Source organism: Pantoea sp. SM3, assembly GCF_000963995.1.
Taxonomy (GTDB): Bacteria; Pseudomonadota; Gammaproteobacteria; order Enterobacterales; family Enterobacteriaceae; genus Pantoea; species Pantoea rwandensis_B.
In genome coordinates this window covers 155,508-181,219 of sequence record NZ_JZRD01000033.1, presented here as the reverse complement: position 1 = coordinate 181,219, position 25,712 = coordinate 155,508, and the positions used below count along the sequence as shown (strand labels likewise).

Sequence of the window (25,712 nt, the reverse complement as noted above, 5' to 3'; positions counted from 1 at the left end):
GGCTTAACTGACTGGCATTAGGCCCGCAGGCCCGCTTGATTAGGCTTCAACACCCAGATTTTCTTTGGTCCAGGCCGCAAATTCGGTGTAACCACCTATGTGCTGGTCATCAAGGAAAATCTGCGGCACGGTGGTCACCGGTTTGCCGGCACGTGCTTCCAGGTCGGCCTTGGTGATGCCGGTCGCCTGAATATCGACGTACTGATAGTTGAAATCATCGCGCTCGCTGGTCAGCTTGGTGGCTAACTCTTTCGCACGTACGCAGTATGGGCAGCTTGAACGGCCAAAAATCACTGCAATCATTGCTTCTCTCCTTCCGCTGCTGTTTTGTGACCAGTTTCACATTACAGCGTGAATAATGGCTAACATCATGCCCGCCCATCCTGCTTAAGCAAAGAAGAAAATGCCTGTTACTCTAATGACCGCAATCTATGTCCATCATACTTCACTCTGCAGATGCGTTTGGCTCCAGTTAAGCGGCTGGTGATAGCCACGCCTTGCTGCAGAGCGAATTATTCGGGTCTAAAATGCGACTGACCTATTGAGCAACTGAGGAAATCACCCATGCGTAATCTGGCCACGTTGCCTAAACCGGTTTTGTTGCTGGAAGTGCTTGGCGTACTTGCGGTGACGGGGGCGCTGTTGCTGGTCAACGACTGGATTAGCGCGCCGGATTTTATGGCGAAAAAGTCGCTGGCCACGCTGCTGTTTTTCCTTGGCATTGCGCTGATGTTGCCAGCCGCCTGGCTGATGATGTGGCGTACCGCGCAAGCGATGGCACCGCAGTTGTTCAATCACAACCACAAGAAGAAGTAACCGGAGAGGATTATGACGCCGACCATCGATTTACTGTGCAGCCACCGTTCCATTCGCGCCTTTACCGAGCAGGGCATTGATGATGCCCAGCGCAGCGCGATCATTGCTGCAGCACAAGCGGCCTCGACCTCCAGCTTTTTACAGTGCTCCTCAATTATTCGCATTACCGACCAGGAAAAGCGTCAACAGCTGGTGCAACTCACCGGCGGGCAACCGTGGGTGAGTGCCGCCGCTGAATTTTGGGTGTTTTGTGCCGACTTTAATCGTCATCAGCAGATCTGCCCGGATGCCCATCTTGGGCGCGCCGAACAGTTGCTGTTGGGCTGTGTGGATACGGCATTGATGGCACAAAACGCCATGGTCGCAGCGGAATCGCTGGGATTGGGTGGGGTGTTTATTGGTGGCATCCGTAATAGCATCGCGCAAGTCACAGATTTGCTGGAACTGCCGAAATTTGTGCTGCCACTGTTTGGTTTCTGCATCGGTCATCCCGCTTCTGCCCCAGACGTGAAACCCCGCATGCCAGCGGCGATGCTGGTGCATGAAAATCGCTATCAACCTGTCGATAAAAGCGTGCTGGCCCAGTACGATAACCAAATCACGGCTTATTACCAGCAGCGTGACAGCAACCAGCGTTCGGAAACCTGGAGCGAACTGATTCAACGCCTGATCATTAAAGAAATGCGTCCGTTTATGCTGGATTATCTGCATCAACAGGGCTGGGCAACGCGCTAAGCACAAGGAACTCTGCAATGAAGATGGCCATTCTCACGCGTGATGGAACGCTGTATTCGTGTAAGCGCCTGCGCGACGCCGCGGAAGAGCGTGGCCATCAGGTGCAGATGATCGATCCACTCTCCTGCTACATGAACATCAATTCCGATTCTCCCGCGGTGCATTATCGTGGCGAACCGCTGGGCCATTTTGATGCCGTTATCCCGCGCATTGGCACGGCGACCACCTTTTACGGCACGGCGGTGCTGCGCCAGTTCGAGATGTTGGGCAGCTATCCGCTGAATGAATCGGTGGCCATCACCCGGGCGCGTGACAAATTGCGATCGCTGCAGCTGCTGGCGCGTGAAGGCATTGATATGCCGATCACCGGGTTCGCTTCTTCGCCTGACGATACTCAGGATGTGATCGCCATGGTGGGGGGTGCGCCGCTGGTGGTGAAATTAGTGGAGGGCACGCAGGGGATTGGCGTGGTGCTGGCTGAAACGCGGCAGGCGGCGGAGAGCGTGATTGATGCATTTCGTGGCCTTAACGCCCACATTCTGGTGCAAGAGTTTATCAAAGAGGCACAGGGGCGAGATATTCGCTGCCTGGTGATTGGCAATGAAGTGGTGGCGTCGATTGAGCGTGAAGCGAAAGAGGGGGATTTCCGCTCGAATCTTCATCGTGGCGGTAAAGCGCACGCGGTGACCATCACCGAAAAAGAGCGCGAAATCGCCGTGAAAGCCGCGTCCACGCTCGGGCTGGAAATCGCAGGGGTGGATATTTTACGCGCCAATCGCGGCCCGCTGGTGATGGAGGTGAATGCTTCGCCAGGGCTTGAGGGCATTGAAGGTACCACCGGCCTCGACATCGCTTCAATGATGATTCACTGGGTAGAAGCGCATGCCTGCCCCGGCTATCGTCTTAAAACCGGGGGCTAGGCGCGCTTTTACGTGGTTTTCGTGGCATCAGAGGGACTTTTTCCGTAAGCTAAGGCGCTTATTTCTTCACCCCACAGGACATAACGATGGATTCACTGGTCGTTCCTGACATCGACATCCTGCGTCGCTGGCTGGATCAACAAAATATCACCTGGTTCGAATGCGATGCCTGCCAGGCACTGCACCTGCCGCACATGCAGAATTTTGACGGGGTGTTTGATGCAAAAATCGACCTGGTGGACAACGTCATCCTTTTCTCGGCCCTCGCGGAAGTGAAACCCACAGCACTTATTCCTTTGGTCGGCGATTTATCGCAGATCAATGCCAGTTCGCTTACGGTGAAGGCCTTTATCGATATTCAGGATGACAATCTGCCCAAGCTGATTGTCTGCCAGTCGATCAGTACCACTGCCGGATTAACCTTTGGTCAGTTCTCGCACTTTATGAAGCAAAGTGAAGAGGGCGTTTCCATGGTGATTATGGAAGCCTTTGCCAATAATTTGCTGATGATGGGCGAAGAAGAGGAGCGACAACCCAGCTCCAGCAGCCACGCGATGCTGCACTGAGTTCCCCGCCTCGCTAACTGCCGCTTTTTGCGGCAGTTTTCATTTTAGCCCTACCACTTTTTATTCTGCATTTTGCCCTTTATTGCCAGATATTAGTCGTGCTTTATGCCGCTAGTGCCAAACCCCATAGCAGAAACATGCATAAAATATCGCAAAAAGGCGTTTTTTACGCTGAGATCTGGCACGCGTGAAGCAGGGGGGCTATTCTTGCGGGGCTGCTTGAGACATGCAACCTCAGCACAACTATAGGTTTTTGCTATTAAACTCCCGCTGAATATTGATTCATTGTGTGTCTGTGATTAAACAGAAAAAACGCAACGTCAGGACCGCGTGTATGCAGCGTTGTGATGACCCCCTCAGGAGGAAGTAAAACATGATCAACCAACGTAAAAAATGGTTGCCAGGTGTGGTTGCAGGTGTGCTTATGGCGACGGCCGTTAGTGCTCAGGCAGAGGATAAAACGCTGCACGTCTATAACTGGTCCGATTATATTTCGGCCGACACCGTGCCGAATTTTGAAAAGCAGACCGGCATCAAAGTGGTCTACGACGTCTTCGATTCCAACGAAGTGCTGGAAGGTAAACTGATGGCCGGTTCAACCGGTTACGATGTCGTCGTGCCTTCTTCCAGCTTCCTCGCACGTCAGCTTCAATCGGGTGTGTTCCAGGAGCTGGATAAGAGCAAACTGCCAAACTACAAAAACCTCGATCCTGATTTGATGGCGAAAGTCGCGCAGCACGATCCGGGTAACAAATATGCGATTCCGTATCTGTGGGGCACCACTGGCATCGGTTACAACGTCGATAAAGTGAAAGCCGCATTGGGCACTGATGCGCCCGTCAACAGCTGGGATTTGGTGCTGAAGCCAGAAAACCTGGAAAAACTGAAAAGCTGTGGTGTTTCCTTCCTCGATGCACCGGAAGAGATTTTCGCCACCGTACTGAATTATCTCGGCAAAGATCCGAACAGCTCTGACGCGAAAGATTACACCGGCGCCGCCACGGATCTGTTGCTGAAGCTGCGTCCTAATATCCGTTACTTCCATTCGTCTCAGTACATTAACGACCTGGCCAATGGCAACATCTGCGTGGCGATCGGCTGGTCGGGCGATATCCTGCAGGCGAAAGATCGTGCAGTCAAAGCCAACAACGGCGTGCACCTGGGTTACAGCGTGCCGAAAGAGGGGGCTCTGGCCTTCTTCGACATGATGGCGATTCCGAAAGACGCGAAAAACCTCGATGCAGCCTATCAGTGGCTGAACTACATCATGGATCCAAAAGTGATCGCGGATGTTTCTAACAAGATGAACTACGCCAACGGCAACAAGGCTTCACTGCCATTGATCAATGCGGATGTGCGCAACAATCCGGGCATCTTCCCTACGCCGGATGCGATGGCCAAGCTGTTTGTGCTCAAAGTCCAGGATCCGAAACTGGATCGTGCGCGCACCCGTGCATGGACTAAAGTAAAAAGTGGTAAGTAATTCGTTCTAAACGGATTCATTACCTGTAGACGACAACAGAGGCGCGGTGATGGCCTCTGTTGTGCCATTTTAGCGGCTGGCTGTGCCGCGCTACACCGCTTAGCGCCGGAGAAATGTTAGTGAACGACGCGATTCCCCGCCCCCCAAATAAAACGGCTAAGGCGTTAACGCCGCTGCTGGAAATTCGCAACCTGACCAAATCTTTTGACGGCCAGCACGCCGTGGATGATGTCAGCCTGACCATTTATAAAGGTGAAATTTTTGCCCTGCTGGGTGCTTCCGGCTGCGGAAAATCGACCTTACTGCGCATGCTGGCAGGTTTTGAGCCACCGACCAGCGGGCAGATTGTGCTGGATGGGCAAGACCTGTCGCACGTTCCGCCTTATCAGCGCCCAATTAATATGATGTTCCAGTCCTACGCGCTGTTCCCGCACATGACGGTGGAACAGAACATCGCCTTTGGACTGAAGCAGGATAAATTGCCGAAAGGCGAAATCAGCAGCCGCGTAGCAGAAATGCTGACGCTGGTGCACATGCAAGAGTTTGCGAAACGTAAGCCGCACCAGCTCTCTGGCGGCCAGCGCCAGCGTGTGGCGCTGGCGCGTAGCCTGGCGAAACGCCCCAAACTGCTGCTGCTGGATGAACCGATGGGCGCGCTGGATAAGAAACTGCGCGACCGCATGCAGCACGAAGTGGTGGATATTCTTGAACGCGTTGGCGCGACCTGCGTAATGGTCACGCACGACCAGGAAGAAGCGATGACTATGGCCGGTCGTATCGCGATCATGAACCGTGGCAAATTTGTGCAGATTGGTGAGCCGGAAGAGATCTACGAGCATCCTACCAGCCGTTACAGCGCCGAATTTATCGGTTCAGTTAACGTGTTTGATGGCCTGCTGCTTGAGCGCACGGAAGAGGGCGTGGTGATCGATGCGCCGGGCCTGGTGCATCCGCTTAAAGTGCAGACCGATGTCTCCATCATCGATAACGTGCCCGTGCATGTCGCTTTACGTCCGGAAAAAGTGATGCTGTGCGAAGAGGTGCCGGCGGATGGCTGCAACTTTGCCGTGGGTGAAGTGGTGCATATCGCTTATCTCGGCGACCTGTCGATTTATCACGTTCGCCTGCGTAGCGGTCAGATGATCAGCGCGCAGCTGCAGAATGCACATCGCTACCGCAAAGGTGCGCCAACATGGGGTGATGAAGTTCGCCTGTGCTGGGACGCCGACAGCTGTGTGGTTCTGACGGTTTAAGGAGGCGTAATGAGCCAGATTTCTCAACGCAGCGAGCCGGAAGTGGTGGGTACACCGCTGCAGCGCTGGGGCACGCGTATTAAAATGCTGCATGGTCGCAAGCTGGTGATCGCCTTGCCTTATCTTTGGCTGATCCTGCTGTTTCTGCTGCCGTTCCTGATCGTGCTGAAGATCAGTTTCGCCGATATTGCGCGTGCCATTCCGCCTTACACCGATCTGGTGACCTGGGCCGATGACCAACTCAATCTGGTGCTGAATCTCGGTAACTACATCACACTGACGGACGATCCACTGTATGCCGAAGCCTATCTGACTTCACTCAAGGTGGCGGCGATTTCTACCGTGATCTGTCTGCTGATCGGATACCCGCTGGCCTGGGCGGTGGCGCACAGTAAGCCTTCAATGCGCACTATTCTGCTGTTGCTGGTCATCTTGCCCTCCTGGACCTCATTCCTGGTGCGCGTGTACGCGTGGATGGGCTTACTGAACAACAACGGTATTCTTAACCGCTTCCTGATGTGGCTGGGGGTTATCGATCATCCACTGGTGATTCTTTACACCAATACCGCGGTGTATATCGGTATCGTTTACTGCTATCTGCCGTTTATGGTGCTGCCCATCTATACCGCGTTAACCCGTATCGACTACTCGCTGGTCGAGGCCTCGCTGGATCTGGGGGCGCGTCCGCTGAAAACCTTCTTTAGCGTGATCGTGCCACTCACCAAAGGCGGCATTATCGCCGGTTCGATGCTGGTGTTTATCCCGGCGGTAGGGGAGTACGTGATCCCGGAACTGCTGGGAGGGCCGGACAGCATCATGATTGGCCGTATCCTGTGGCAGGAGTTCTTTAACAACCGTGACTGGCCGGTGGCTTCGGCGCTGGCGGTGATCATCCTGTTGATTTTGATTCTGCCGATCATCTGGTTCCACAAGCATCAAAATCGTGAGTTAGGAGAGAAGGAATGAATCAGTTACCGACCATTCGCTCTCCGTGGCGCACAGCGATTTTGGTTGCATGCTTTATGTTCCTGTATGCGCCAATGTTGCTGCTGGTGGTTTACTCCTTTAACAGCTCGCAGCTGGTGACTGTGTGGGAGAGCTTCTCGTTCCACTGGTACAAAGTGCTGTTCCAGGACGATGCGATGCTGGATGCCGTTGGCCTCAGCCTGACCATTGCGGCGCTCTCCGCTACCATGGCGGTGGTGTTGGGCACCATGGCCGCGGTAATCATCGTGCGTTTCGGCCGTTTCCGTGGGCATAGCGGTTTTGCGTTTATGCTCACCGCGCCGCTGGTGATGCCAGATGTGATCACCGGGCTGTCACTGCTGCTGCTGTTTGTGGCGATGGGCAATACCTTCGGCTGGCCGAGCGATCGTGGCATGCTCACCATCTGGCTGGCGCACGTCACCTTCTGTACTGCTTACGTGGCGGTGGTGATCAACTCCCGTCTGCGCGAGCTGGATCGTTCCATCGAAGAAGCGGCAATGGATCTCGGGGCGACGCCGCTGAAAGTGTTTTTCGTGATAACCGTGCCAATGATTGCTCCGGCAATTGTCACCGGTTGGCTGCTGGCCTTTACGCTATCACTGGATGATCTGGTGATTGCCAGCTTCGTCACCGGGCCGGGCGCCACGACGCTGCCGATGGCGATCTTTGCTACTGTGCGACGCGGCGTCAATCCAGAGATCAATGCGTTAGCCTCATTGATTCTGTTTGTCGTCGGCCTGGTCGGATTTATCGCCTGGCGCTTTATGGCGCACGAAGAAAAGCAACGTTTACGCGATATTCAGAAAGCCAGACGTGGCTGAAACCCGTAACATTTGCCAATATAATAACGGGCCGGTTTACCCTTCATACTTCACGTTGTAGATGCGTTGGCAACGTGTGTTCACCCCAGTCACTTACTTAGGTAAGCTCCTGAGGATTCGCACACTTGCCGCCTTCCTAAAACGTGAATTATTTTGGGGTAAGACTTGCCCGTTTTTTTATGGTTACGGAGTCAAACCATGTCGGAAACCCTCAAAAATGCGATGGCCAATTCAACGCCTGCACCAGTGATGGTCGCGGGGATCGCCATCATTGCCACACGCTGTCTCAGCGTGCTGATGCTGGCCAATGAGCTGGGTTACGACGAAATAGCCAACTTTGTCCACCGCAGTGCGCAGGCGTGGGATTCCACGCTGATTTTTATCGCCAGTCAGCTGATCTTTCTGTTTGAACTGCGCTGTGCTTTTACCCTGCTGCGTGGCAGCAATCGCGGACGCTGGGGTTATGTGGTGGCGCAAATTATTGTGCTCGGTTACATGCTCATGGCATCTGTCGGCTGGATCTACCCGGAAATTTTCAGTATTCCTGGTGAAACCAATGCGCAGATCATTCATCACACGTTGATGCAGAAAGTACCGGATGTGCTGGTGTTGCTGCTACTGTTTGTGCCGGCCAGCAGCCGCGCTTTTTTCCGCGCCCGGTGATACAATCTGCCCCCGTTTTTCTCCCGATTTTGATATACAGGCCTTTCCATGTATTGCGCGCTTTATGATGCCGGTCGCTGTCGTTCATGCCAGTGGCTGGAGAAACCCTATCCGCAGCAGCTTAGCGAGAAGCAGTCGCTGCTCGAGCAGTTGCTGTCGCAGACCGCGGTGGCAGAATATTTACTGCCGGTGACCTCGCCGCTGCAGGGTTTTCGTAATAAAGCTAAAATGGTGGTGAGCGGCAGCGTCGAACGGCCGATTTTCGGCATGATGGCGCGTGATGGCGAACCGGTGGATCTGTGTGATTGCCCACTCTATCCCGCCAGCTTTGCGCCGGTGTTTGATGTGCTAAAACCCTTTATTGCCCGCGCTGGATTGACACCCTACAACGTGGCGCGTCAACGCGGCGAACTGAAATTCCTGCTGCTTACCGAGAGTTCGCAAGGTGGGATGATGCTGCGGTTTGTGCTGCGATCCACCCGCAAGCTGGAGCAGTTGCGCGCGGCTTTACCCTGGTTGCAGCAGCAGTTGCCGCAGTTGAAAGTGATCTCCGCCAATATCCAGCCAGTACATATGGCGATTTTGGAAGGGGAAGAAGAGATTGCTTTGACGCCCGATCAGGCACTGGCAGAATGTTTCAATCAGGTCCCGCTGTATATTCGTCCGCAGAGTTTCTTTCAGACCAACCCGCAGGTCGCAGCAGATCTGTATGCCACGGCGCGTGATTGGGTCGCAGAGTTGCCGGTGACCAGTATGTGGGATCTGTTCTGCGGCGTGGGCGGTTTCGGTTTGCACTGTGCCACGCCCGAGATGCAGCTGACCGGTATTGAAATCAATGCGGAAGCCATTGCCTGTGCGCAGCAATCGGCTGAACAGTTGGGGCTCGATAAAGTGAGTTTCGCCGCGCTAGATTCCACCCGGTTCGCGACATCGCATGAACAGGTGCCACAGCTGGTGCTGGTTAATCCGCCGCGTCGCGGTATTGGGGCTGAGCTGTGTGCTTATCTCAGTGAAATGGCGCCAGACTACATTCTCTATTCAAGCTGCAATCCCAGCACGATGGCGCAGGATATTGCACGCCTGGCAGACTACGCGGTGAGCCGCGTCCAGCTGTTTGATATGTTTCCGCACACGGCACACTTTGAAGTGCTAACGCTGCTGATTAAGAAGGGTGGAGCCACGTAGCCACCGCCTGAACGGAGGACGTGCAGAACCTGTCAGGTGGCACGCCACGCGGCTCCATAATGCTTATTCCGGGAACCACTTCTGGTTGATTTGCTGCCAGGTGCCATCGGCTTTCAGCGCCACCAGTGCGTCATTCATCTCTTTCAATAACGCTGCATTGCCTTTACGCACCGCAATGCCTAAGCCGGTGCCGAAGTATTCGGTATCGGTAATATGCTCACCCACCGCGCTGAGATCGTCGTTAGCCTTCAGCCACTGATTGACCACCGCGCTATCACCAAACACGCCGTTCAGACGACCATTTTTCAGGTCGAGAATCGCGTTCTGATAACTGTCGTAAGACACGGCGATCACTTCTGGATGTTTCTCCAGCAGGTATTTCTGGTGCGTGGTGCCGTTTTCTACCCCTACACGCTTACCTTTCAACTGGCTAAAGTCGGTGAACTGTCCCTTTTGGGCAATCACAATCGCGGAGTTGGCGTAGTAAGGCTGAGTGAAATCGACCTGTTTGCTGCGCTCTGCCGTGATGTCCATGCCTGAGATGACCGCATCATAACGACGGAATTTCAGCGAAGGGATCAAACTGTCAAATGCGTTATTGGTAAAGGTGCAATCCGCTTTCATTTGCTGACATAAGGCTTTTGCCAGATCGATATCGAAGCCGACAATTTGGTTGTCGTGATCGAGGGATTCAAACGGGGGATAGGTCGCAGAAGAGGCGAAACGAATTTTCTCCGCCGCATAAGCATTCATTGCCAGTGTTGCCAGCGCCGCAGCAACAATCCATTTTTTCATTATGTGACTCCTGTAAACCATGCCAGAGATAGAACGGATTACACGATGCCAGCAAATGAATTTATATGCAAAGTATATGATTAAAAAATTACATATGTTGTTGGCGGTGTAGCAGCGCGAGATATGACGCGTTTGTCCGCAACACTTTCATCTCAGACAAACGCGATAAATCGCGCCACGACAGCAATCAATTGCGGTGTTCGAATGCCAGTGCGCGCTTTTCGATTAAACGCATCATCAACGTGAGCAAACCGTTGACCACCAGATAGATCAGCCCGGCAGCGGCATACACCGTGATGTCATAGGTGCGCCCATACAGCAACTGACCGTGTCCCATCACTTCCATCAACGTTATGGTGTACGCCAGTGAGGTACTTTTAAACACCAGCACCACTTCGTTTGAGTAAGAAGATAGCGCACGTTTAAACGCATACGGCAGCAGGATACGCAGCGTGTCTTTGCGATTCATACCCAGCGCAGCGCAGGATTGCCACTGCCCGGAGGGGATAGCGCGAACTGCACCGTAGAACAGTTGAGTGGTATAGGCTGCACTGTTGAGCGACAGCGCAATCAACGCGCAAAGCCAGGGCTGTGATAGCAGATGCCATAACCACGGCACGTTCTGAATGCTGGGAAACTGGCCGGGGCCATAATAAATGAGGAAGATTTGCACCAGCAGTGGGGTGCCGGTAAATACCGTGATGTAGCCTTTTACCAGCCAGTTCAGCACCGGGACTTTCATTGAAAGCACGATGGTGCACAGCAGCGACAGCAGCAGCGCGGCAATCAGTGAGGCCACCGTTAAGGTCAGACTGGTATGCAACCCTTTCAGGAGCTCGGGTAAGTAATCCAGCATGCGTCAGGCTCCCCGTTCAAAACGCGTGGTGCGCGATTCAATACGGCGCAGTATCGCCTGACTGAACAGCGTAATAATCAGGTAGACGGCCGCAGCCACCAGATACCAGGTAAAGGGTTCTTGTGTGCGCGTGGCAATGCTTTTGGTTTGCAGCATGATGTCATTCACGCTAATCAGCGACACCAACGCAGTATCTTTCAGTAACACCAACCACTGATTGCCAAGACCCGGCAGCGCATGACGCCACATTTGCGGCATGATCAGGCGGAAAAAAATCGCCGACTTCTTCATACCCAACGCCTGGCCGGATTCCCATTGGCCCACAGGCACGGCTTTCAGTGCGCCGCGCAACGTTTGGGAGGCATAGGCAGAATAAAGCATCGCGAGGGCAATCACACCGCACAGGAAGGGGCTGACGTCGAAGTTTTCAATCTGTACCTGCACGGGAATGCTAAACAAGCCCAGATTGATATGGAAGCCATCGGATAAGGTCAGTAGCAGCTGTGAAGCACCAAAGTAGACAAACAACACCACCAGAATTTCCGGCAGACCACGGATCAGCGTCACCAGCGCGGTACCGATCCACGCCAGCGGTTTCCAGCGGACGGTTTCCCAGCCAGCAAAAATCATCGCCAGCACAAGGCCGGCGATAAGTGCACAAACAGCAAGGCCGACAGTCATGCCGGCGGCGCTTGCGAGTGGAATCATTTCATTCATCAGGGATTACTGCTGGAACCATTTGTTGTAGATGGTTTTGTAGGTGCCGTCAGCTTTGATCTTTTCCAGGGCAGTGTTGAATTTGCCCTGCAGTTCGGTGTTGCCCTGACGGACGGCGATACCCAGACCGGTACCGAAGTAATCTTTATCGGTCACTTTCTCACCCAGTGGTGCGAGGTTGGCATTCTGTTTCAGCCATTCGTTCACCACGGCGGTGTCACCAAATACCGCATCAATACGACCATTTTTCAGGTCCAGAACCGCGTTCTGGTAGCTGTCGTAAGGCACAACGGTGATGTCGCTGTGTTTATCAGACAGATATTTCTGGTGCGTGGTGCCGTTCTGAACGCCAACGCGTTTACCTTTCAGCGCATCAACGTTCGCCAGCTTGCCTTTCTGGGCAATAAAGATCGCGGAATTATCGTAGTAAGGCTTGGAGAACAGCACCTGCTTTTCACGCTCTGGGGTGATATCCATACCCGCCATTACGGCGTCAAAACGACGGAATTTCAGGCTGGGGATCAGGCTGTCAAACGCCTGATTAGTGAAAGTACAGGTCGCATCAATCTCTTTACACAGCGCATTGGCCAGATCGACATCGAAGCCCTGAATCTTGTTGTCAGAGTCGACAAATTCAAACGGAGGATATGAAGCTTCGGTGGCAAAACGCAGGGTTTGCGCAGCAGAAGCGCTGAGGCTCAGACCGGCAAGCAGTGCAGCAAGTACGACTTTTTTCATTAGATGCATCCTGACTTAGTGCGAAAGATAATGTGCAAACGCTTCGGTTTGCGGCTGTGTAAAGTGGCTGGCATCGCCTTGCTCAACGATATGGCCGTTCTCCATGTACACCACGCGGCTGGCGGTTTTACGCGCCACTTCGACTTCGTGGGTCACAATCACCTGAGTGATCTGCGTCTGTGCCAGCTCACGAATGATGCTGACGATCTGCGCGGTGATTTCAGGGTCGAGGGCGGCGGTGGGTTCGTCAAACAACAGCACCTGCGGCTCCATCATCAACGCTCGGGCAATCGCCACACGCTGTTGCTGGCCACCGGAAAGATGCAAGGGAAAACGATCGGCAAAAGGGGTCAGACGCAGACGTTCCAGCAGTTTATCAGCGCGCGCGCGTGCGGCTTCTTTGCTGAGACCGAGCACGCGACACGGTGCTTCAATCAGATTTTGCACCACGGTTAGGTGAGGCCACAGATTGTATTGCTGGAACACCATGCCCACGTTTTGGCGCAGTTCACGGATTGCGCTGTCTGACGGTGCTTTGCTGAAATCGAAGTGATTCCCGGCAATCTGCAGGCTGCCGGAACGCGGCTGCTCCAGCAGATTGAGGACGCGCAGGAGCGAACTTTTACCCGCGCCACTCGGCCCGAGCAACACCAGCGTCTCTCCCTGCGGGCAAGCCAGGTTGATATCGAACAGTGCCTGATGGGCACCGTAAAAACAGTTTATGGCGTTTAGTTGAATACTCATGCGCAAAAAATGAATAGTAATTAGTGCCGCGGATCTTAACGTCACCAGAATAGTTATGCAATTGTGGTGGGTTAAAATTTATTAAACAGCAGTGAAGTCCCCATAGCGTAGCACAATATCGCGCAGGTCAACGCCGGGAAGGACTCGCTGGCTGCAATTTATTGATGAAAAATTAACAAAAAACGCCGCAAAGATGCGGCGCGCTTATGTTTAGAACTGAGTGCGGTAAAATTGAACAGCTATTTCTTCTCTTCCAGCAGTTGGCTGAGCGACCCGCCACCTGCGTGCGGCCAGTCACCGACGTAGCGAATATCATCCACAGCCCAGCAGGTGCCTTCATGAATCATCAATACCTCGTCATGCCAGCTTTTACCCTCGCGACTCAAATCGACGCGCAGTGGAATATTACGTGCATCGCGATTAGGAATGGTTGAGGCGCTGGCAACTTCCGCCGACGTTGGACCCTGCGCGAGGCTGGAGAACAGATCGCTCTGGCTCCACGAGGCAGGTTTGCTGCTCTGCGTGCTGGCACCCAGTAGTTTTTGATACAGGCGATCGCTCAGGTAAGGGCGATATTTTGCCAGCGTGGTGCTATCGGGCAGACCCTGGCCGGGCTGGCTGATGCGTAAATCGTAAAACTGCTGCGCGACGCTATCTGGACCACCGTCGACACAGCTGGCAGTGCGCGGTCCGTTATCTTTGATCACCGGTTCGACGGTGGTACAGGCACTGAGCAGTAACGCAGCGGGAACAAGCAGCGCAAAGGCATTGTTTCTCATCTCGATTTCCTTATTGTTCACTGGCAAAGCGTCATTTTTAGCATAGAGTATAGTCTCGCTTTTACGCCGTACGAGCTGTTCACCTCAGGAGAGAAAAATGAAATTTTCCACCACGCCCACGTTAGAAGGGCACAGCATCAGTGAATATTGCGGTGTGGTTACCGGTGAAGCGATTCTCGGGGCCAATATTTTTCGCGACTTCTTTGCCGGGATTCGCGATATCGTCGGTGGTCGTTCCGGAGCTTATGAAAAAGAGCTGCGCAAAGCGCGGCAGATTGCATTTGAAGAGCTGGAAGAGCAAGCAAAGGCGCTGGGTGCGAATGCGGTCGTGGGCATTGATATCGATTATGAAACTGTGGGTAAAGACAGTAGCATGCTGATGGTCAGCGTGACCGGAACGGCTGTGATCATTCGCTGATGCGGGTCGTTGTCGCTTTGATGATGGCGCTGCTGCTCAGCGCCTGCCACTCCTCGCTGGAATCAAGACAAGGCTATTGGGTCGATACCGCGCATCCGGCACAGGGCGCGCGGCCTCGTATCAAAGTGGTGGTGATCCACTATACCGCCGAAGATCTGCCTTCCTCACTGGCCACGCTGACCGATCGTGAAGTCAGCGCACACTATCTCATTCCACAGCAGCCCGCGCAGAAACGGGGTAAGGGTGTGATCTGGCAACTGGTGCCGGAGCCTGAACTGGCGTGGCATGCCGGGCCGAGTTTCTGGCGCGGTGCGACCCGCATCAATGACACGTCGATTGGTATTGAGATCGTCAATCGTGGTTATACGCGGACATTAACTGGCGTGGAGTGGCAGCCGTTTACGCCAGCGCAAATCAGCGTGCTGGTGGCGCTGGTGAAAGATATCACGCAGCGCTATGCCATTACGCCTGAGAATCTGGTGGGGCACAGCGATATCGCGCCGCAGCGGAAGCAGGATCCTGGCCCGCTGTTCCCCTGGCAGCAGTTGGCGGAGCAGGGGCTGGGCGCATGGCCCGATCGTGACACGGTACAGCGTTATTTGAACGGGCACGCGGCGGGTGCGCCCATCGATCAGGCCGAGCTGCTGGATGCGCTGCAGCGCTATGGTTATGACGTCAATTCTGCGAATACCCCGCAAATGCAGCGTAAGCTTATCGCGGCGTTTCAGATGCACTTCCGTGCGCGGGATTATCGAGGCATCGCCGATGCAGAAACGCTGGCGATAGCCCGGGCGTTACTGGCGAAATACGGCGCAGCGCAGTGATGAAACGGTGTATGACATCGCCGATGCAGAAACGCTGGCGATAGCACAGGCGTGACTGGCGAAGAACGGTACGGCACGGTGATGTAAAGATGAAGTAGGGGGCTCGCTAGGGTGAACTTGTGGACGGCCCGAAGACCGTCCCTGCAAGACAACCTGAGCTTTGTTACGCTAAAAACGCCTGCCAGTGTGCAACCAGACGTTGTAAATCCTGACGGCTGACATCAAGGTGGGTGGCAATACGTGTGACCGGGCCTACGCTCATCAACACATCGCCGGAGTGCATCCAGCTTTTCAGTGCGTCAACCTGATCCGCCGGTACTTTCACAAACAGCATGTTGGTGTGCTGATTCAGTACCTCTACGCCAATGGCGCTGAGTTGCTCCGCCAGCCAGGCGGCATTGTCATGATCTTCTTTCAGGCGCGCGACATTGTGCTTCAGTGCGTACAGACCTGCCGCGGCCAGGATGCCTGCCTGACGCATGCCGCCACCGGTCATTTTACGCCAGCGACGTGCTTGCTCAATGTAGGCTTCATCACCGCACAGCAGTGAACCGACCGGCGTACCCAGCCCTTTGGACAGGCAGATGGTCAGCGTATCGCAATAGCGCGCGATATCTTTCAGCTCAACATTTTGCGCCACCACGGCATTGAAAATACGGGCGCCATCAATGTGCAGCGCCAGTTTGTGCTCACGCGTTAGCTTCCACGCTTGCTCCAGATAGCTCTGCGACAGCACTTTACCGTGATGGGTGTTTTCCAGACTTAGCAGGCGCGTGCGCGCAAAATGGATGTCATCCGGTTTGATGGCGGCAACAATATCCGCCAGCGGCAGCGATCCATCTTCGGCATGAGAAATAGGCTGAGGCTGAATGCTGCCCAGCACCGCCGCGCCACCCGCTTCGTATTTATAGTTATGTGCCTGCTGGCCGACGATATATTCATCGCCGCGCTGGCAGTGACAGAGCAGTGCCACCAGGTTGGCCTGAGTACCGGTTGGGAAGAACAGCGCAGCGGCTTTGCCACTCAGGCGTGCGGCCTCGCGTTCCAGCGCATTGACGGTGGGATCATCGCGATAGACATCATCGCCAGTTTCGGCGGCCATCATCGCATCCAGCATGGCGGCACTTGGGCGGGTTACGGTATCACTGCGTAAATCGATCACATCGCTCTCCTGAAACAAAAAAGCGGGCTGAGCGCCCGCGTTGTGAGTTATCTGGCCTGGTTATCCGTTTTACCTCAGCCAGTTAGTTTTCGCCAGTTCAACGATCTCATCGCCACGTCCATTCAGAATCGCGCGCAGCATATACAGGCTGAACCCTTTGGCCTGCTCGGCTTTGATCTGCGGTGGCATCGAGAGCTCTTCCTTAGCGGTAATCGCATCGATTAGCACCGGACCATCATGTGCGAATGCCTGTTCCAGCGCGCTGTTAAGTTCAGAGGCTTTCTCGACGCGAAGGCCTTTAATGCCACAGGCGGTGGCAATCGCGGCAAAATCGGGGTTTTCCAGATCGGTGCCATCGGTGAGGTAGCCGCCCGCTTTCATTTCCATTGCCACAAAGCCCAGCACGCTGTTGTTGAAAATCACCAGCTTTACCGGCAGCTTTAACTGGGCGACGGAAATAAAATCGCCCATCAGCATACTGAAGCCACCATCCCCACACAGCGCCACGACCTGACGCTGCTTATCGATGGCCTGGGCGCCGAGCGCCTGTGGCATCGCGTTGGCCATCGAACCGTGGTTGAACGATCCCAGTAGGCGGCGCTTGCCGTTCATTTTCAGATAGCGCGCAGCCCACACCGTAGGTGTGCCCACATCACAAGTGAAAATCGCATCCTCGGCCGCGTAATGGCTAATTTGCTGTGCCAGATATTGCGGATGAATCGCTTGTTTATCATTGGCGGTGGCCAGGTCGTCCAGGCCTTTGCGCGCCTCTGCATAGTGTTCCAGCGCGCTGTCGAGATGGTGCCGATCGTTTTTGCTGGCGAGCTGAGGTTGCAGCGCCTGCAGTGTGGCTTTGATATCGCCAATCAGCGCCATGTTGACATGGCTATGCGCACCGAGGCTGGCGGGATTGATATCAATCTGGATGATATGGGCATCAGCCGGGTAAAACGGTCGATAAGGGAACTGTGTACCCAGTAGCACCAGCGTGTCGGCGTTCATCATGGCGTGATAACCGGATGAAAAGCCGATTAAGCCGGTCATGCCGACGTCGTAGGGATTATCGTACTCGATGTGCTCTTTGCCGCGCATGGCGTGCACCACGGGCGCTTTCAGTGTTTCTGCCAGTTGCACCACTTCAGCGTGCGCGCCAGCACAGCCGCTGCCGCACATCAGCGTAATATTTTTGGCATGGTTGAGCGTGTCGGCCAGCCGGGCAATTTCACTGGCGTTAGGCACAACATGGGGTAATTGCGGCGGATACCACTCGCTACGCGCCCCTTCCGGCGCCGGTTTCAGGGCAATGTCGCCCGGAAGCACGATGACCGATACACCACGATTGAGAATCGCTTTGCGCATGGCGATGCCGAGAACCTGCGGCAGTTGCTCAGGGTTGGACACCAGTTCGCAATAGTGACTGCATTCGCGGAAAAGCTCTTCCGGATGCGTTTCCTGGAAGTAACCGCTGCCGATTTCACTCGAGGGGATATGAGCCGCAATCGCCAGTACTGGCACATGGTTGCGGTGGCAGTCAAACAGCCCGTTAATCAGATGCAGGTTGCCTGGGCCGCAGGAACCGGCGCATACCGCCAGTTCTCCGCTGATTTGCGCTTCAGCGCCTGCCGCAAAGGCCGCCACCTCTTCATGGCGAGTGGGCATCCATTCAATGGTGCCCATGCGATTCAGGCTGTCATTGAGTCCATTAAGAGAATCGCCCGTGACACCCCAAATGCGTTTCACACCGGCGCTTTCCAGGGTTTTGGCCAGCAGTGCCGCCACAGTTTGCTTCATCGTTTGCTCCTTTCTGGTGTTTTGCCATCCGTCCCGATGGCGGAAACCTGTCAGTCAGAAAGCGTAGACGAAGGAAGGCGCGCGCAGCCGTGAAAAAATGCGCTCGGTGCTCAGGCGGAAAACAGCGCGATAAGAATCGGGGCCAGTAAACTCATGATAAAACCGTGCACGATCGCGGCCGGGACAATTTCCATGCCGCCGGTGCGTTGCAGAATCGGCAGGGTGAAATCCATTGAGGTGGCGCCACTCAAACCCAGCGTCATACTGCGCTGACGGCTGATCAACAGCGGGATCAGCATAATGGTGATCAGTTCACGCAGCAGATCGTTAAAGAAAGCAGCACTGCCAATCACCGGCCCAAACGATTCCGTCATGAGAATGCCTGAAAGCGAGTACCAGCCGAAGCCGCTGGCAAGCGCCAGGCCGGTTTTGATTGGCAAATCGAGCCATAATGCGGCCAGCATCCCACCAATTAAGGCGCTGCACAGCGACACCGCCGCCACCAGCATGCCGCGACGATTGAGCGTGATTTGACGCAAGGTCATGCCGCTGCTGCGCAGTTGAATGCCGACCAGGAACAACATCAGCATCAGGGCATATTCACTGATGGTTGATGCGTGGCGCAGAATTGACCATTGGCTTAATCCCAACAGGAATCCGCCCAGTACCGAGCCACACAGCTTGAGGGATTCCAGCGCCATGTGCAGACGGGAAGGCAGGGCTTGCTGCTTGTGCAGGTGATGCCACGGCACGCGCTTCTCCAATAGCCAGAAAGCCATCAGGGAACAAGCGAGAATGCACAGCATACTGATCAAGGCGGTGTGAAAAATGGTGAGCAGATTACTGCTGAGGTTATCGAGGAAAGCGAGGCTGGTGCCCATAAAAAACAGGATGATGTACACCAGAGCGCTCAACAGGCGAGCGACGCCACGCAGCAGATTGGCACGGGTCACATGCAGTAAATAGCCAGCAATCAGTGGCAACAGAATGATGATTAAGCCATACATAGAGCGTTTCCATCCGTGGGAGAGGGCCGCAAGCTAGCGGAAAATAGTTGAAGTGTAAACCTTTTACCCATGCATTAACTTGACCAACTTAACGAGGCGAACCATGCTCAGGCAAAGCACTCAAGGGATGGCATGATGTTTCTGGAACATATCGATATTCGCGGTTTTCGTGGCATCAATCGGCTGTCGTTGCCACTCACCGATACCAATCTGCTGATTGGTGAAAATGCCTGGGGTAAATCCAGCCTGCTGGATGCGCTGACACTATTACTGGCACCTGCGGCTGAACCTTATCAATTTACCGAGCATGATTTTCACTTCCCACCGGGCGATCTGGAAGCCCGTCTGCGTCAGCTGCAACTGGTGTTTCGCTTTCGTGCACAAGCGGGCGATGACGAAGCGGTGTTCCAGCCTTTCTGGCAGCGCGATGAAAACGGGCGTTTTATCCGCTTCAGCACCCGTGCGCGGCGCAATGAGCATGGCGTGAAAACCACCTGGCGCTTCATCGACCAAAATGGCGATGTGCTGGCGATGGAAGGTACTGAGGCAGCGCTGGCGCATCTGCGAGCCTTCTATCCAGTGCTCAGACTGCGCGATGCGCGCTTTGGCCGGCGTGGACGACACAGCAGCACCGATGCGGATCGCCGGGCCACGACGCTGAGTGAATTGTCACAGGAAGTCGAGAAATTAACCCGGGATTTGGTCGTGCAGCCACAGAATTTAAGTGACGATTTACTGCGTCAGGGCTTGCACACCATGCAGCAATTGCTGGAGCACTACTTCCTTGTGCAGCAACCGGGGGTCAGCGCGGCGCGTGTCGCACCTGAATTGCGCGACGGTTCGCAAGGCTGGCGCTCACTCGACAAGCTTAACCACCTGATTGCCGGAACGGAATCACGCAGTCGCCAGGTCATTTTATTGCGCATGTTCTCTTTACTGATTCAGGCGCACGGCAATGAAGCGTTGCCGCCGGGCGCTCACCCCTTGCTGCTGGTTGAGGATCCGGAAACGCGACTGCATCCGATTATGCTGTCAGTGGCGTGGAACCTGCTGGATTTAATGCCGCTGCAAAAAATCACCACCACCAATTCGGGGGAGCTGTTATCTCAGGTGCCGTTGGAGAATATTTGTCGCCTGGTGCGTGAACCTACACGCGTTGCGGCATGGCGGATTGGTCCTGAAGGATTGAGCGCAGAGGAGAGCCGCCGTATTGGATTTCATATCCGCGTGAATCGCCCCTCGGCACTCTTTGCCCGCTGCTGGTTACTGGTGGAGGGAGAAACGGAAGTGTGGATCATCAATGAACTGGCACGGCAGCGCGGCTACCATTTTGCGGCCGAAGGGGTCAAAGTCATCGAATTTGCGCAGTCTGGTCTTAAGCCGCTGTTGAAGTTTGCCAGACGCATGGGCATCGCCTGGCATGTGTTAACGGATGGCGATGAAGCGGGCAATAAGTATGCAGCCAGCGCCCGGAGCCAACTGCAGGAGCATGAACGGCAAGACGACCATCTGACGCAGTTCCCGGCCCCGGATATAGAACATTTTCTCTATAAGCAGGGGTTCAGCGATGTTTATCACGACATGGCGCACCTGCCGTTAAACGTGCCGATGAATGCGCGGCGTATTATTACCAAAGCGATTCATCACAGCTCGAAACCCGAGCTGGCGATTGCGGTAGCCATGGCGGCGGCAGAGCGTGGGCCGCAGGCGATTCCCGCCTTGCTGGATCAGTTGTTTGCTCGCGTGATGTGGTTAGCACGCGGACGGGCGGATTGAGGTGCGGGAAAATTCGCAAAAGAAAAATGCCAGCGTCTGCGGCTGGCATTTTTTTTCGGGAGTGGTCAGAATGAATGAAGAGGCGCGCGTCAGGCGACTTGCGTGACTTCACAGGGCACAATCAAGCTGGCGTGATTGCCTTTTGGCCCTTCATGGACATCGAACTGAACCTGCTGGCCGGCCTTCAGCGTTCTGTATCCCTCCATCTGAATCGTGGAGTAGTGTGCGAAGATATCGTCGCCGCCGCCAATCGGACAGATAAAGCCGAAGCCCTTGGCGTTGTTGAACCATTTAACAGTACCCGTCTCCATGCTTTTACTTCCCTCGCAAGACATTTTGAACAGTAGGTGAGGTCATTGAAGCTGTGAGTCGAGTTTGTTTAAAACTCAATCAGCTTGTGTAAGTAGAATGTAGAGAAACGGTACTTATCGTCAAGCAAACGGCCCTGGCGCACGGGGAGAAATTCATCAAAATTTGAGGCAGTTAACGCTATTGCAAATTTTGTGATACAGGTCGCGCATGGGCTTTTAGGACCGTTTTTTCTTAAGGGAAAGGTGGCTTGACAGACATGTTAAACTTAGGAATGAGCGCAGAAATGCGCGCAATCGTAACGCAGAATTTCGACGGAACATTATGGCAAACACAAACGACTGGCTTAATTTTGAACATTTAGCCGAAGATAAAGTACGCGAAGGGTTAAAGCCGCCTTCGATGTATAAAGTCATTCTGAATAATGACGATTATACACCTATGGAATTTGTTATTGACGTTCTGCAAAAGTTCTTTTCTTATGATGTTGAACGTGCAACGCAACTGATGTTGAAAGTTCACTACCACGGAAAGGCGATTTGTGGTGTATTCACTGCAGAAGTGGCGGAAACCAAAGTCGCCCAGGTGAACAATTACGCACGAGAGAATCAACATCCGTTGCTGTGTACGCTGGAAAAAGCCTGAGCCCGTCTCCATATAGGGGAAAGGTCGTCAGAGCGATAATTGGGGGAGGTGCCAAATGCTCAATCAAGAACTGGAACTCAGTTTAAACATGGCTTTCGCCAGAGCGCGCGAGCACCGTCATGAATTTATGACCGTCGAGCATCTGTTGCTGGCATTGCTCAGTAACCCGTCGGCCAGAGAGGCACTGGAAGCCTGTACGGTGGATATCGTGGCTCTGCGACAGGAACTCGAAGCCTTCATCGAACAAACCACACCGGTGCTGCCAGCCAGTGAAGAGGAGCGCGATACACAACCGACGCTCAGCTTCCAGCGCGTGTTGCAACGTGCGGTATTCCATGTCCAGTCATCCGGTCGCAGCGAAGTTGCAGGCGCGAACGTGCTGGTCGCCATTTTCAGCGAGCAGGAGTCACAAGCGGCTTACCTGCTGCGCAAGCACGAAGTCAGCCGCCTCGATGTGGTGAACTTCATCTCCCATGGTACGCGTAAAGATGAGCCGGGCCAGCCGCAAAATAATGCGGAGAATCCGGTTAACGAAGAGCAAGCAGGCGGGGAGGAACGTATGGAAAACTTCACCACCAATCTTAATCAGCTTGCTCGTGTCGGCGGAATCGATCCGCTGATCGGCCGCGATAAAGAGCTGGAGCGTGCCATTCAGGTATTGTGCCGTCGACGTAAGAATAACCCGCTGCTGGTGGGTGAATCTGGCGTGGGTAAAACCGCCATTGCGGAAGGGCTGGCCTGGCGCATTGTGCAGGGCGATGTTCCGGAAGTGATGAAAGATTGCACCATCTACTCACTGGATATCGGTTCGCTGCTTGCGGGTACCAAGTACCGTGGTGATTTTGAAAAACGTTTCAAAGCGCTGCTAAAACAGCTGGAACAAGACACCAGTAGCATCCTGTTTATTGATGAAATTCACACCATTATCGGTGCGGGTGCCGCTTCCGGTGGCCAGGTGGATGCCGCTAACCTGATCAAACCGTTGCTCTCCAGCGGGAAAATCCGCGTGATGGGTTCAACCACCTATCAGGAGTTCAGCAACATCTTTGAGAAGGACCGTGCGCTGGCGCGTCGTTTCCAGAAGATCGACATTACCGAACCTTCTGTCGAAGAAACCGTGCAGATTCTTAACGGCCTGAAACCCAAGTATGAAGCTCACCATGATGTGCGTTATACCGCGAAGGCGGTGCGTGCAGCCGTGGAACTGGCGGTTAAATACATCAACGATCGTCATCTGCCGGATAAGGCGATTGACGTGATCGATGAAGCCGGTGCGCGTGCGCGCCTGGTGCCGGTGAGTAAGCGTAAAAAAACGGTCAATGTGTCTGATATTGAATCTGTGGTGGCACGTATTGCGCGTATCCCAGAGCAAAGTGTGTCAGCCACCGATCGCGACACGCTGAAAAATCTCGGCGATCGTCTGAAAATGCTGGTGTTTGGCCAGGATAACGCGATTGAAGCACTGACTGAAGCCATCAAGATGAGCCGTGCCGGTCTCGGTCAGGATCGTAAACCGGTGGGGTCATTCCTGTTTGCTGGGCCAACCGGCGTCGGTAAAACCGAGGTGACGGTTCAGCTGGCGAAAGCCCTGGGGATTGAGCTGCTGCGTTTCGATATGTCCGAGTATATGGAGCGCCACACCGTTAGCCGTTTGATCGGTGCACCTCCGGGATATGTTGGTTTCGATCAGGGTGGTTTGCTCACCGATGCGGTGATTAAACATCCACATGCGGTGGTGCTGCTGGATGAAATCGAGAAAGCGCACCCGGATGTCTTTAACCTGCTGCTGCAGGTGATGGATAACGGCATGCTGACCGATAACAACGGCCGCAAAGCGGACTTCCGCAATGTGGTGCTGGTGATGACCACCAACGCCGGTGTTCGCGAAACTGAGCGTAAGTCGATTGGTTTGATTCAGCAGGACAACAGCACCGACGCGATGGAAGAGATCAAAAAGATCTTTACGCCAGAGTTCCGCAACCGTCTGGATAACATTATCTGGTTCCGTCATCTGGATACCGCGGTGATCCATCAGGTGGTGGATAAGTTCATCGTCGAGTTGCAAGCGCAACTGGATGCAAAAGGCGTCTCGCTGGAAGTCAGTGATGATGCTCGTGACTGGCTGGCGGATAAGGGTTATGACAAAGCGATGGGTGCCCGTCCAATGGCACGTGCGGTGCAGGAGAATCTGAAGAAACCACTGGCTAACGAACTGCTGTTTGGTTCATTAGTGGATGGCGGTTCAGTCTCGGTGGCGCTGGATAAAGAAAAAAACCAGCTGACCTACCATTTCCTGAGTGCGGAAAAACGGAAAACCGAAGGGACTGTGCACTGATGTGCTGAGTCGCAGATAAGAAAAGGCCGGATGAAAATCCGGCCTTTTTTTTCGCGCTCAGTTAATTGCCACAAACGCGAGATGTGGACAACAACTTAGCGACTACGGAAGACAATGCGGCCTTTGCTCAGGTCGTACGGGGTCAACTCGACAGTCACTTTGTCGCCCGTCAGGATGCGGATGTAGTTTTTGCGCATTTTACCGGAGATATGAGCGGTAACCACGTGCCCGTTTTCAAGTTCTACGCGGAACATGGTGTTAGGTAACGTATCCAGTACGGTACCTTGCATTTCAATATTGTCTTCTTTGGCCATCGAATCCTCTGGGGTGAACTACCAAACTGTTGAACCGGCAAGATAATGCCGAATTCCATGATTTATGTAAAGAACCGTTGGCGATTTTGCCAACGCTTCGCCGTGCGTCGCGCCATTGCGCGTGCATTACGGAAAAATTCGGGTGTTTTTATTGACGTCTGCGGGGGATTAGCGGGCTAAGAAGTTGTCGCAATCAGCATCAAGTGCACAACAGCAACAGCTTCGGGAAATGGATGAGATTCCCAACCTGGCAATTCCGGCTCGCCACAGCGAAGCGCGGACGACATACCAAACTCGCTTATTGTATCACTTTTGTCGGGAATTGTGTGCAAAACATCTGCGAGCTGGGTCAAAAAAGGGTTTGTGTTTGCCAGCAACCGCTTAAAACAGGCTGCCACGCCAGTGTTTGCACGTACTGTAAATAATCGACACGCGGGATTTCAACGGCGCCCAACGAAGCCGTATGTGGGTTAAGCACCTGGCAATCAATCAAGCGTCCCTGATGAGCGAGGAAGTGCTGAGAGAAAACCCATAGCGCGGTTTTTGAGGCATTTTCCTGGCGGCTGAACATCGACTCACCACAAAATATCTGCCCAAGTGCCAGGCCATACATGCCGCCCACCAGTCGATTATCACTCCAGACTTCAATCGAATGCGCGTGACCCAATTCATACAAGCGTAGCCACGCACGTTTCACTTCAAAGGTGATCCAGGTGCCTTCTTGTCTGCCGCTGGCACAGCCTTCCAGTACCTGCGGGAAGGCATGATTCATGGTGACGCGAAAAGGCGAACGGCGATGAAAACGCGCCATGCTGCGGCTGAGATGAAAAGATTCCGGAAGCATCACGGCACGCGGATCGGGCGACCACCATAGAATCGGATCGCCGGGTGAAAACCAGGGGAAAATGCCGCGCTGATAGGCGTTCATCAGTCGGGCAGGGGAGAGGTCGCCGCCCATCGCCAATAATCCATTCGGCTCGCGCAGCGCCATCTCCGGCGGAGGAAAATTTAATGAATCCCTTGAAAGTTGTACCAGTCTCATTGCGTCAATTACCCTTCGGGCTGCTCGCTAA

The 25,712-nt window shown here is 54.1% G+C and carries 28 protein-coding genes; 15 read left to right on the top strand and 13 right to left on the bottom strand.

What is annotated here, in order from left to right:
- Positions 1 to 39: 39 nt before the first annotated feature.
- Positions 40 to 303 (bottom strand): GrxA family glutaredoxin, encoded by a 264-nt coding sequence (locus VI01_RS19165; RefSeq protein ID WP_034820748.1) that lies wholly within the window; start codon positions 301 to 303, stop codon positions 40 to 42.
- A gap of 261 nt (positions 304 to 564) precedes the next feature.
- Here VI01_RS19165 and VI01_RS19160 point away from each other — a divergent pair, with 261 nt between their 5' ends.
- The 10 genes from VI01_RS19160 to rlmC all read left to right on the top strand — a co-directional run bounded on the left by VI01_RS19160 (position 565) and on the right by rlmC (position 9,429).
- The gene (locus VI01_RS19160; protein ID WP_038647888.1) at positions 565 to 816 is read left to right on the top strand and encodes a DUF1418 family protein; all 252 of its coding nucleotides are present in this window, start codon (positions 565 to 567) and stop codon (positions 814 to 816) included.
- A 12-nt stretch (positions 817 to 828) separates the two neighbouring features.
- Entirely contained in the window at positions 829 to 1,551 is a 723-nt protein-coding gene (nfsA, locus tag VI01_RS19155; protein ID WP_045816295.1) for an oxygen-insensitive NADPH nitroreductase, read from the top strand.
- Positions 1,552 to 1,568: 17 nt separating this feature from the next.
- On the top strand, positions 1,569 to 2,471 hold the full coding sequence (rimK, locus tag VI01_RS19150) for a 30S ribosomal protein S6--L-glutamate ligase (RefSeq protein ID WP_038647884.1): 903 nt from the start codon (positions 1,569 to 1,571) through the stop codon (positions 2,469 to 2,471).
- A gap of 86 nt (positions 2,472 to 2,557) precedes the next feature.
- Positions 2,558 to 3,037: a YbjN domain-containing protein gene (locus VI01_RS19145; protein ID WP_038647881.1), complete on the top strand. Its 480-nt coding sequence runs from the start codon at positions 2,558 to 2,560 to the stop codon at positions 3,035 to 3,037.
- 373 nt (positions 3,038 to 3,410) lie between these two features.
- Positions 3,411 to 4,520: a spermidine/putrescine ABC transporter substrate-binding protein PotF gene (gene potF, locus VI01_RS19140; protein WP_038647879.1), complete on the top strand. Its 1,110-nt coding sequence runs from the start codon at positions 3,411 to 3,413 to the stop codon at positions 4,518 to 4,520.
- 119 nt (positions 4,521 to 4,639) lie between these two features.
- Entirely contained in the window at positions 4,640 to 5,773 is a 1,134-nt protein-coding gene (gene potG, locus VI01_RS19135; RefSeq protein WP_156149387.1) for a putrescine ABC transporter ATP-binding subunit PotG, read from the top strand.
- Positions 5,774 to 5,782: 9 nt separating this feature from the next.
- A complete protein-coding gene (gene potH / locus VI01_RS19130; protein ID WP_034820712.1) occupies positions 5,783 to 6,739 on the top strand; it encodes a putrescine ABC transporter permease PotH in 957 nt (318 codons plus the stop codon).
- Positions 6,736 to 7,581: a putrescine ABC transporter permease PotI gene (gene potI, locus VI01_RS19125; RefSeq protein ID WP_045816293.1), complete on the top strand. Its 846-nt coding sequence runs from the start codon at positions 6,736 to 6,738 to the stop codon at positions 7,579 to 7,581. The genes potH and potI overlap by 4 nt, the downstream gene beginning before the upstream one ends.
- Before the next feature lie 198 nt (positions 7,582 to 7,779).
- Complete coding sequence (locus tag VI01_RS19120) at positions 7,780 to 8,244, top strand: YbjO family protein (RefSeq protein ID WP_045816292.1); 465 nt, start codon at positions 7,780 to 7,782, stop codon at positions 8,242 to 8,244.
- Positions 8,245 to 8,292: 48 nt separating this feature from the next.
- Positions 8,293 to 9,429: a 23S rRNA (uracil(747)-C(5))-methyltransferase RlmC gene (rlmC, locus tag VI01_RS19115; RefSeq protein WP_045816291.1), complete on the top strand. Its 1,137-nt coding sequence runs from the start codon at positions 8,293 to 8,295 to the stop codon at positions 9,427 to 9,429.
- Between the two features lie 63 nt (positions 9,430 to 9,492).
- Here rlmC and artJ (VI01_RS19110) read toward each other — a convergent pair whose 3' ends face one another.
- The 6 genes from artJ (VI01_RS19110) to VI01_RS19085 form a co-directional block, all read right to left on the bottom strand.
- Positions 9,493 to 10,224 (bottom strand): arginine ABC transporter substrate-binding protein, encoded by a 732-nt coding sequence (gene artJ, locus VI01_RS19110; protein WP_045816290.1) that lies wholly within the window; start codon positions 10,222 to 10,224, stop codon positions 9,493 to 9,495.
- A 187-nt stretch (positions 10,225 to 10,411) separates the two neighbouring features.
- Positions 10,412 to 11,080, bottom strand: coding sequence for an arginine ABC transporter permease ArtM (gene artM, locus VI01_RS19105; RefSeq protein ID WP_045816289.1), 669 nt, complete (start codon positions 11,078 to 11,080; stop codon positions 10,412 to 10,414).
- Between the two features lie 3 nt (positions 11,081 to 11,083).
- A complete protein-coding gene (gene artQ / locus VI01_RS19100; RefSeq protein WP_038647865.1) occupies positions 11,084 to 11,797 on the bottom strand; it encodes an arginine ABC transporter permease ArtQ in 714 nt (237 codons plus the stop codon).
- A gap of 6 nt (positions 11,798 to 11,803) precedes the next feature.
- Positions 11,804 to 12,535 (bottom strand): arginine ABC transporter substrate-binding protein, encoded by a 732-nt coding sequence (artJ, locus tag VI01_RS19095; protein ID WP_038647863.1) that lies wholly within the window; start codon positions 12,533 to 12,535, stop codon positions 11,804 to 11,806.
- 15 nt (positions 12,536 to 12,550) lie between these two features.
- On the bottom strand, positions 12,551 to 13,279 hold the full coding sequence (gene artP, locus VI01_RS19090; RefSeq protein WP_045816288.1) for an arginine ABC transporter ATP-binding protein ArtP: 729 nt from the start codon (positions 13,277 to 13,279) through the stop codon (positions 12,551 to 12,553).
- A 239-nt stretch (positions 13,280 to 13,518) separates the two neighbouring features.
- Positions 13,519 to 14,058, bottom strand: a complete 540-nt coding sequence (locus VI01_RS19085; protein WP_045816287.1) for a lipoprotein — start codon at positions 14,056 to 14,058, stop codon at positions 13,519 to 13,521.
- A 97-nt stretch (positions 14,059 to 14,155) separates the two neighbouring features.
- On the opposite strand from VI01_RS19085, the gene VI01_RS19080 reads away from it, so the two are divergent.
- Entirely contained in the window at positions 14,156 to 14,476 is a 321-nt protein-coding gene (locus VI01_RS19080; RefSeq protein ID WP_038647859.1) for a heavy metal-binding domain-containing protein, read from the top strand.
- Complete coding sequence (locus VI01_RS19075; protein WP_045816286.1) at positions 14,476 to 15,300, top strand: N-acetylmuramoyl-L-alanine amidase; 825 nt, start codon at positions 14,476 to 14,478, stop codon at positions 15,298 to 15,300. Before VI01_RS19080 ends, VI01_RS19075 begins: the two co-directional genes overlap by 1 nt.
- A gap of 163 nt (positions 15,301 to 15,463) precedes the next feature.
- Here the strand turns inward: VI01_RS19075 and ltaE are convergent, their stop codons facing one another.
- The 3 genes from ltaE to VI01_RS19060 all read right to left on the bottom strand — a co-directional run bounded on the left by ltaE (position 15,464) and on the right by VI01_RS19060 (position 19,260).
- Positions 15,464 to 16,462, bottom strand: a complete 999-nt coding sequence (ltaE, locus tag VI01_RS19070; protein WP_038647855.1) for a low-specificity L-threonine aldolase — start codon at positions 16,460 to 16,462, stop codon at positions 15,464 to 15,466.
- Positions 16,463 to 16,531: 69 nt separating this feature from the next.
- Positions 16,532 to 18,253 (bottom strand): ubiquinone-dependent pyruvate dehydrogenase, encoded by a 1,722-nt coding sequence (poxB, locus tag VI01_RS19065; protein WP_045816285.1) that lies wholly within the window; start codon positions 18,251 to 18,253, stop codon positions 16,532 to 16,534.
- A 110-nt stretch (positions 18,254 to 18,363) separates the two neighbouring features.
- Entirely contained in the window at positions 18,364 to 19,260 is an 897-nt protein-coding gene (locus VI01_RS19060) for a lysine exporter LysO family protein (RefSeq protein WP_045816284.1), read from the bottom strand.
- A gap of 135 nt (positions 19,261 to 19,395) precedes the next feature.
- Here VI01_RS19060 and VI01_RS19055 point away from each other — a divergent pair, with 135 nt between their 5' ends.
- Positions 19,396 to 21,036, top strand: coding sequence for an ATP-dependent endonuclease (locus VI01_RS19055; protein ID WP_045816283.1), 1,641 nt, complete (start codon positions 19,396 to 19,398; stop codon positions 21,034 to 21,036).
- 89 nt (positions 21,037 to 21,125) lie between these two features.
- Here VI01_RS19055 and cspD read toward each other — a convergent pair whose 3' ends face one another.
- Entirely contained in the window at positions 21,126 to 21,347 is a 222-nt protein-coding gene (gene cspD, locus VI01_RS19050; RefSeq protein ID WP_038647847.1) for a cold shock-like protein CspD, read from the bottom strand.
- A 322-nt stretch (positions 21,348 to 21,669) separates the two neighbouring features.
- On the opposite strand from cspD, the gene clpS reads away from it, so the two are divergent.
- Together clpS and clpA are read left to right on the top strand one after the other, a co-directional pair.
- Positions 21,670 to 21,990, top strand: coding sequence for an ATP-dependent Clp protease adapter ClpS (gene clpS, locus VI01_RS19045; RefSeq protein ID WP_021508363.1), 321 nt, complete (start codon positions 21,670 to 21,672; stop codon positions 21,988 to 21,990).
- A gap of 55 nt (positions 21,991 to 22,045) precedes the next feature.
- A complete protein-coding gene (gene clpA / locus VI01_RS19040; RefSeq protein ID WP_034820660.1) occupies positions 22,046 to 24,325 on the top strand; it encodes an ATP-dependent Clp protease ATP-binding subunit ClpA in 2,280 nt (759 codons plus the stop codon).
- Positions 24,326 to 24,420: 95 nt separating this feature from the next.
- On the opposite strand, the gene infA is transcribed toward clpA, so the two are convergent.
- Together infA and aat are read right to left on the bottom strand one after the other, a co-directional pair.
- Positions 24,421 to 24,639, bottom strand: coding sequence for a translation initiation factor IF-1 (infA, locus tag VI01_RS19035; RefSeq protein ID WP_002211347.1), 219 nt, complete (start codon positions 24,637 to 24,639; stop codon positions 24,421 to 24,423).
- A gap of 349 nt (positions 24,640 to 24,988) precedes the next feature.
- Positions 24,989 to 25,681: a leucyl/phenylalanyl-tRNA--protein transferase gene (gene aat / locus VI01_RS19030; protein ID WP_034820657.1), complete on the bottom strand. Its 693-nt coding sequence runs from the start codon at positions 25,679 to 25,681 to the stop codon at positions 24,989 to 24,991.
- Positions 25,682 to 25,712: the final 31 nt, after the last annotated feature.

Coding starts and splice junctions, on each gene's coding strand:
- aat (WP_034820657.1), bottom strand. CDS start 25,681: ATGAGACTGGTACAACTTTCAAGGGATTCATTAAATTTTCCTCCGCCG.
- nfsA (WP_045816295.1), top strand. CDS start 829: ATGACGCCGACCATCGATTTACTGTGCAGCCACCGTTCCATTCGCGCC.
- VI01_RS19160 (WP_038647888.1), top strand. CDS start 565: ATGCGTAATCTGGCCACGTTGCCTAAACCGGTTTTGTTGCTGGAAGTG.
- poxB (WP_045816285.1), bottom strand. CDS start 18,253: ATGAAGCAAACTGTGGCGGCACTGCTGGCCAAAACCCTGGAAAGCGCC.
- VI01_RS19075 (WP_045816286.1), top strand. CDS start 14,476: ATGCGGGTCGTTGTCGCTTTGATGATGGCGCTGCTGCTCAGCGCCTGC.
- VI01_RS19145 (WP_038647881.1), top strand. CDS start 2,558: ATGGATTCACTGGTCGTTCCTGACATCGACATCCTGCGTCGCTGGCTG.
- VI01_RS19120 (WP_045816292.1), top strand. CDS start 7,780: ATGTCGGAAACCCTCAAAAATGCGATGGCCAATTCAACGCCTGCACCA.
- cspD (WP_038647847.1), bottom strand. CDS start 21,347: ATGGAGACGGGTACTGTTAAATGGTTCAACAACGCCAAGGGCTTCGGC.
- potH (WP_034820712.1), top strand. CDS start 5,783: ATGAGCCAGATTTCTCAACGCAGCGAGCCGGAAGTGGTGGGTACACCG.
- infA (WP_002211347.1), bottom strand. CDS start 24,639: ATGGCCAAAGAAGACAATATTGAAATGCAAGGTACCGTACTGGATACG.
- rlmC (WP_045816291.1), top strand. CDS start 8,293: ATGTATTGCGCGCTTTATGATGCCGGTCGCTGTCGTTCATGCCAGTGG.
- artM (WP_045816289.1), bottom strand. CDS start 11,080: ATGCTGGATTACTTACCCGAGCTCCTGAAAGGGTTGCATACCAGTCTG.
- artJ (WP_045816290.1), bottom strand. CDS start 10,224: ATGAAAAAATGGATTGTTGCTGCGGCGCTGGCAACACTGGCAATGAAT.
- artQ (WP_038647865.1), bottom strand. CDS start 11,797: ATGAATGAAATGATTCCACTCGCAAGCGCCGCCGGCATGACTGTCGGC.
- artJ (WP_038647863.1), bottom strand. CDS start 12,535: ATGAAAAAAGTCGTACTTGCTGCACTGCTTGCCGGTCTGAGCCTCAGC.
- rimK (WP_038647884.1), top strand. CDS start 1,569: ATGAAGATGGCCATTCTCACGCGTGATGGAACGCTGTATTCGTGTAAG.
- VI01_RS19080 (WP_038647859.1), top strand. CDS start 14,156: ATGAAATTTTCCACCACGCCCACGTTAGAAGGGCACAGCATCAGTGAA.
- potI (WP_045816293.1), top strand. CDS start 6,736: ATGAATCAGTTACCGACCATTCGCTCTCCGTGGCGCACAGCGATTTTG.
- clpA (WP_034820660.1), top strand. CDS start 22,046: ATGCTCAATCAAGAACTGGAACTCAGTTTAAACATGGCTTTCGCCAGA.
- VI01_RS19060 (WP_045816284.1), bottom strand. CDS start 19,260: ATGTATGGCTTAATCATCATTCTGTTGCCACTGATTGCTGGCTATTTA.
- potF (WP_038647879.1), top strand. CDS start 3,411: ATGATCAACCAACGTAAAAAATGGTTGCCAGGTGTGGTTGCAGGTGTG.
- VI01_RS19055 (WP_045816283.1), top strand. CDS start 19,396: ATGTTTCTGGAACATATCGATATTCGCGGTTTTCGTGGCATCAATCGG.
- clpS (WP_021508363.1), top strand. CDS start 21,670: ATGGCAAACACAAACGACTGGCTTAATTTTGAACATTTAGCCGAAGAT.
- VI01_RS19165 (WP_034820748.1), bottom strand. CDS start 303: ATGATTGCAGTGATTTTTGGCCGTTCAAGCTGCCCATACTGCGTACGT.
- VI01_RS19085 (WP_045816287.1), bottom strand. CDS start 14,058: ATGAGAAACAATGCCTTTGCGCTGCTTGTTCCCGCTGCGTTACTGCTC.
- artP (WP_045816288.1), bottom strand. CDS start 13,279: ATGAGTATTCAACTAAACGCCATAAACTGTTTTTACGGTGCCCATCAG.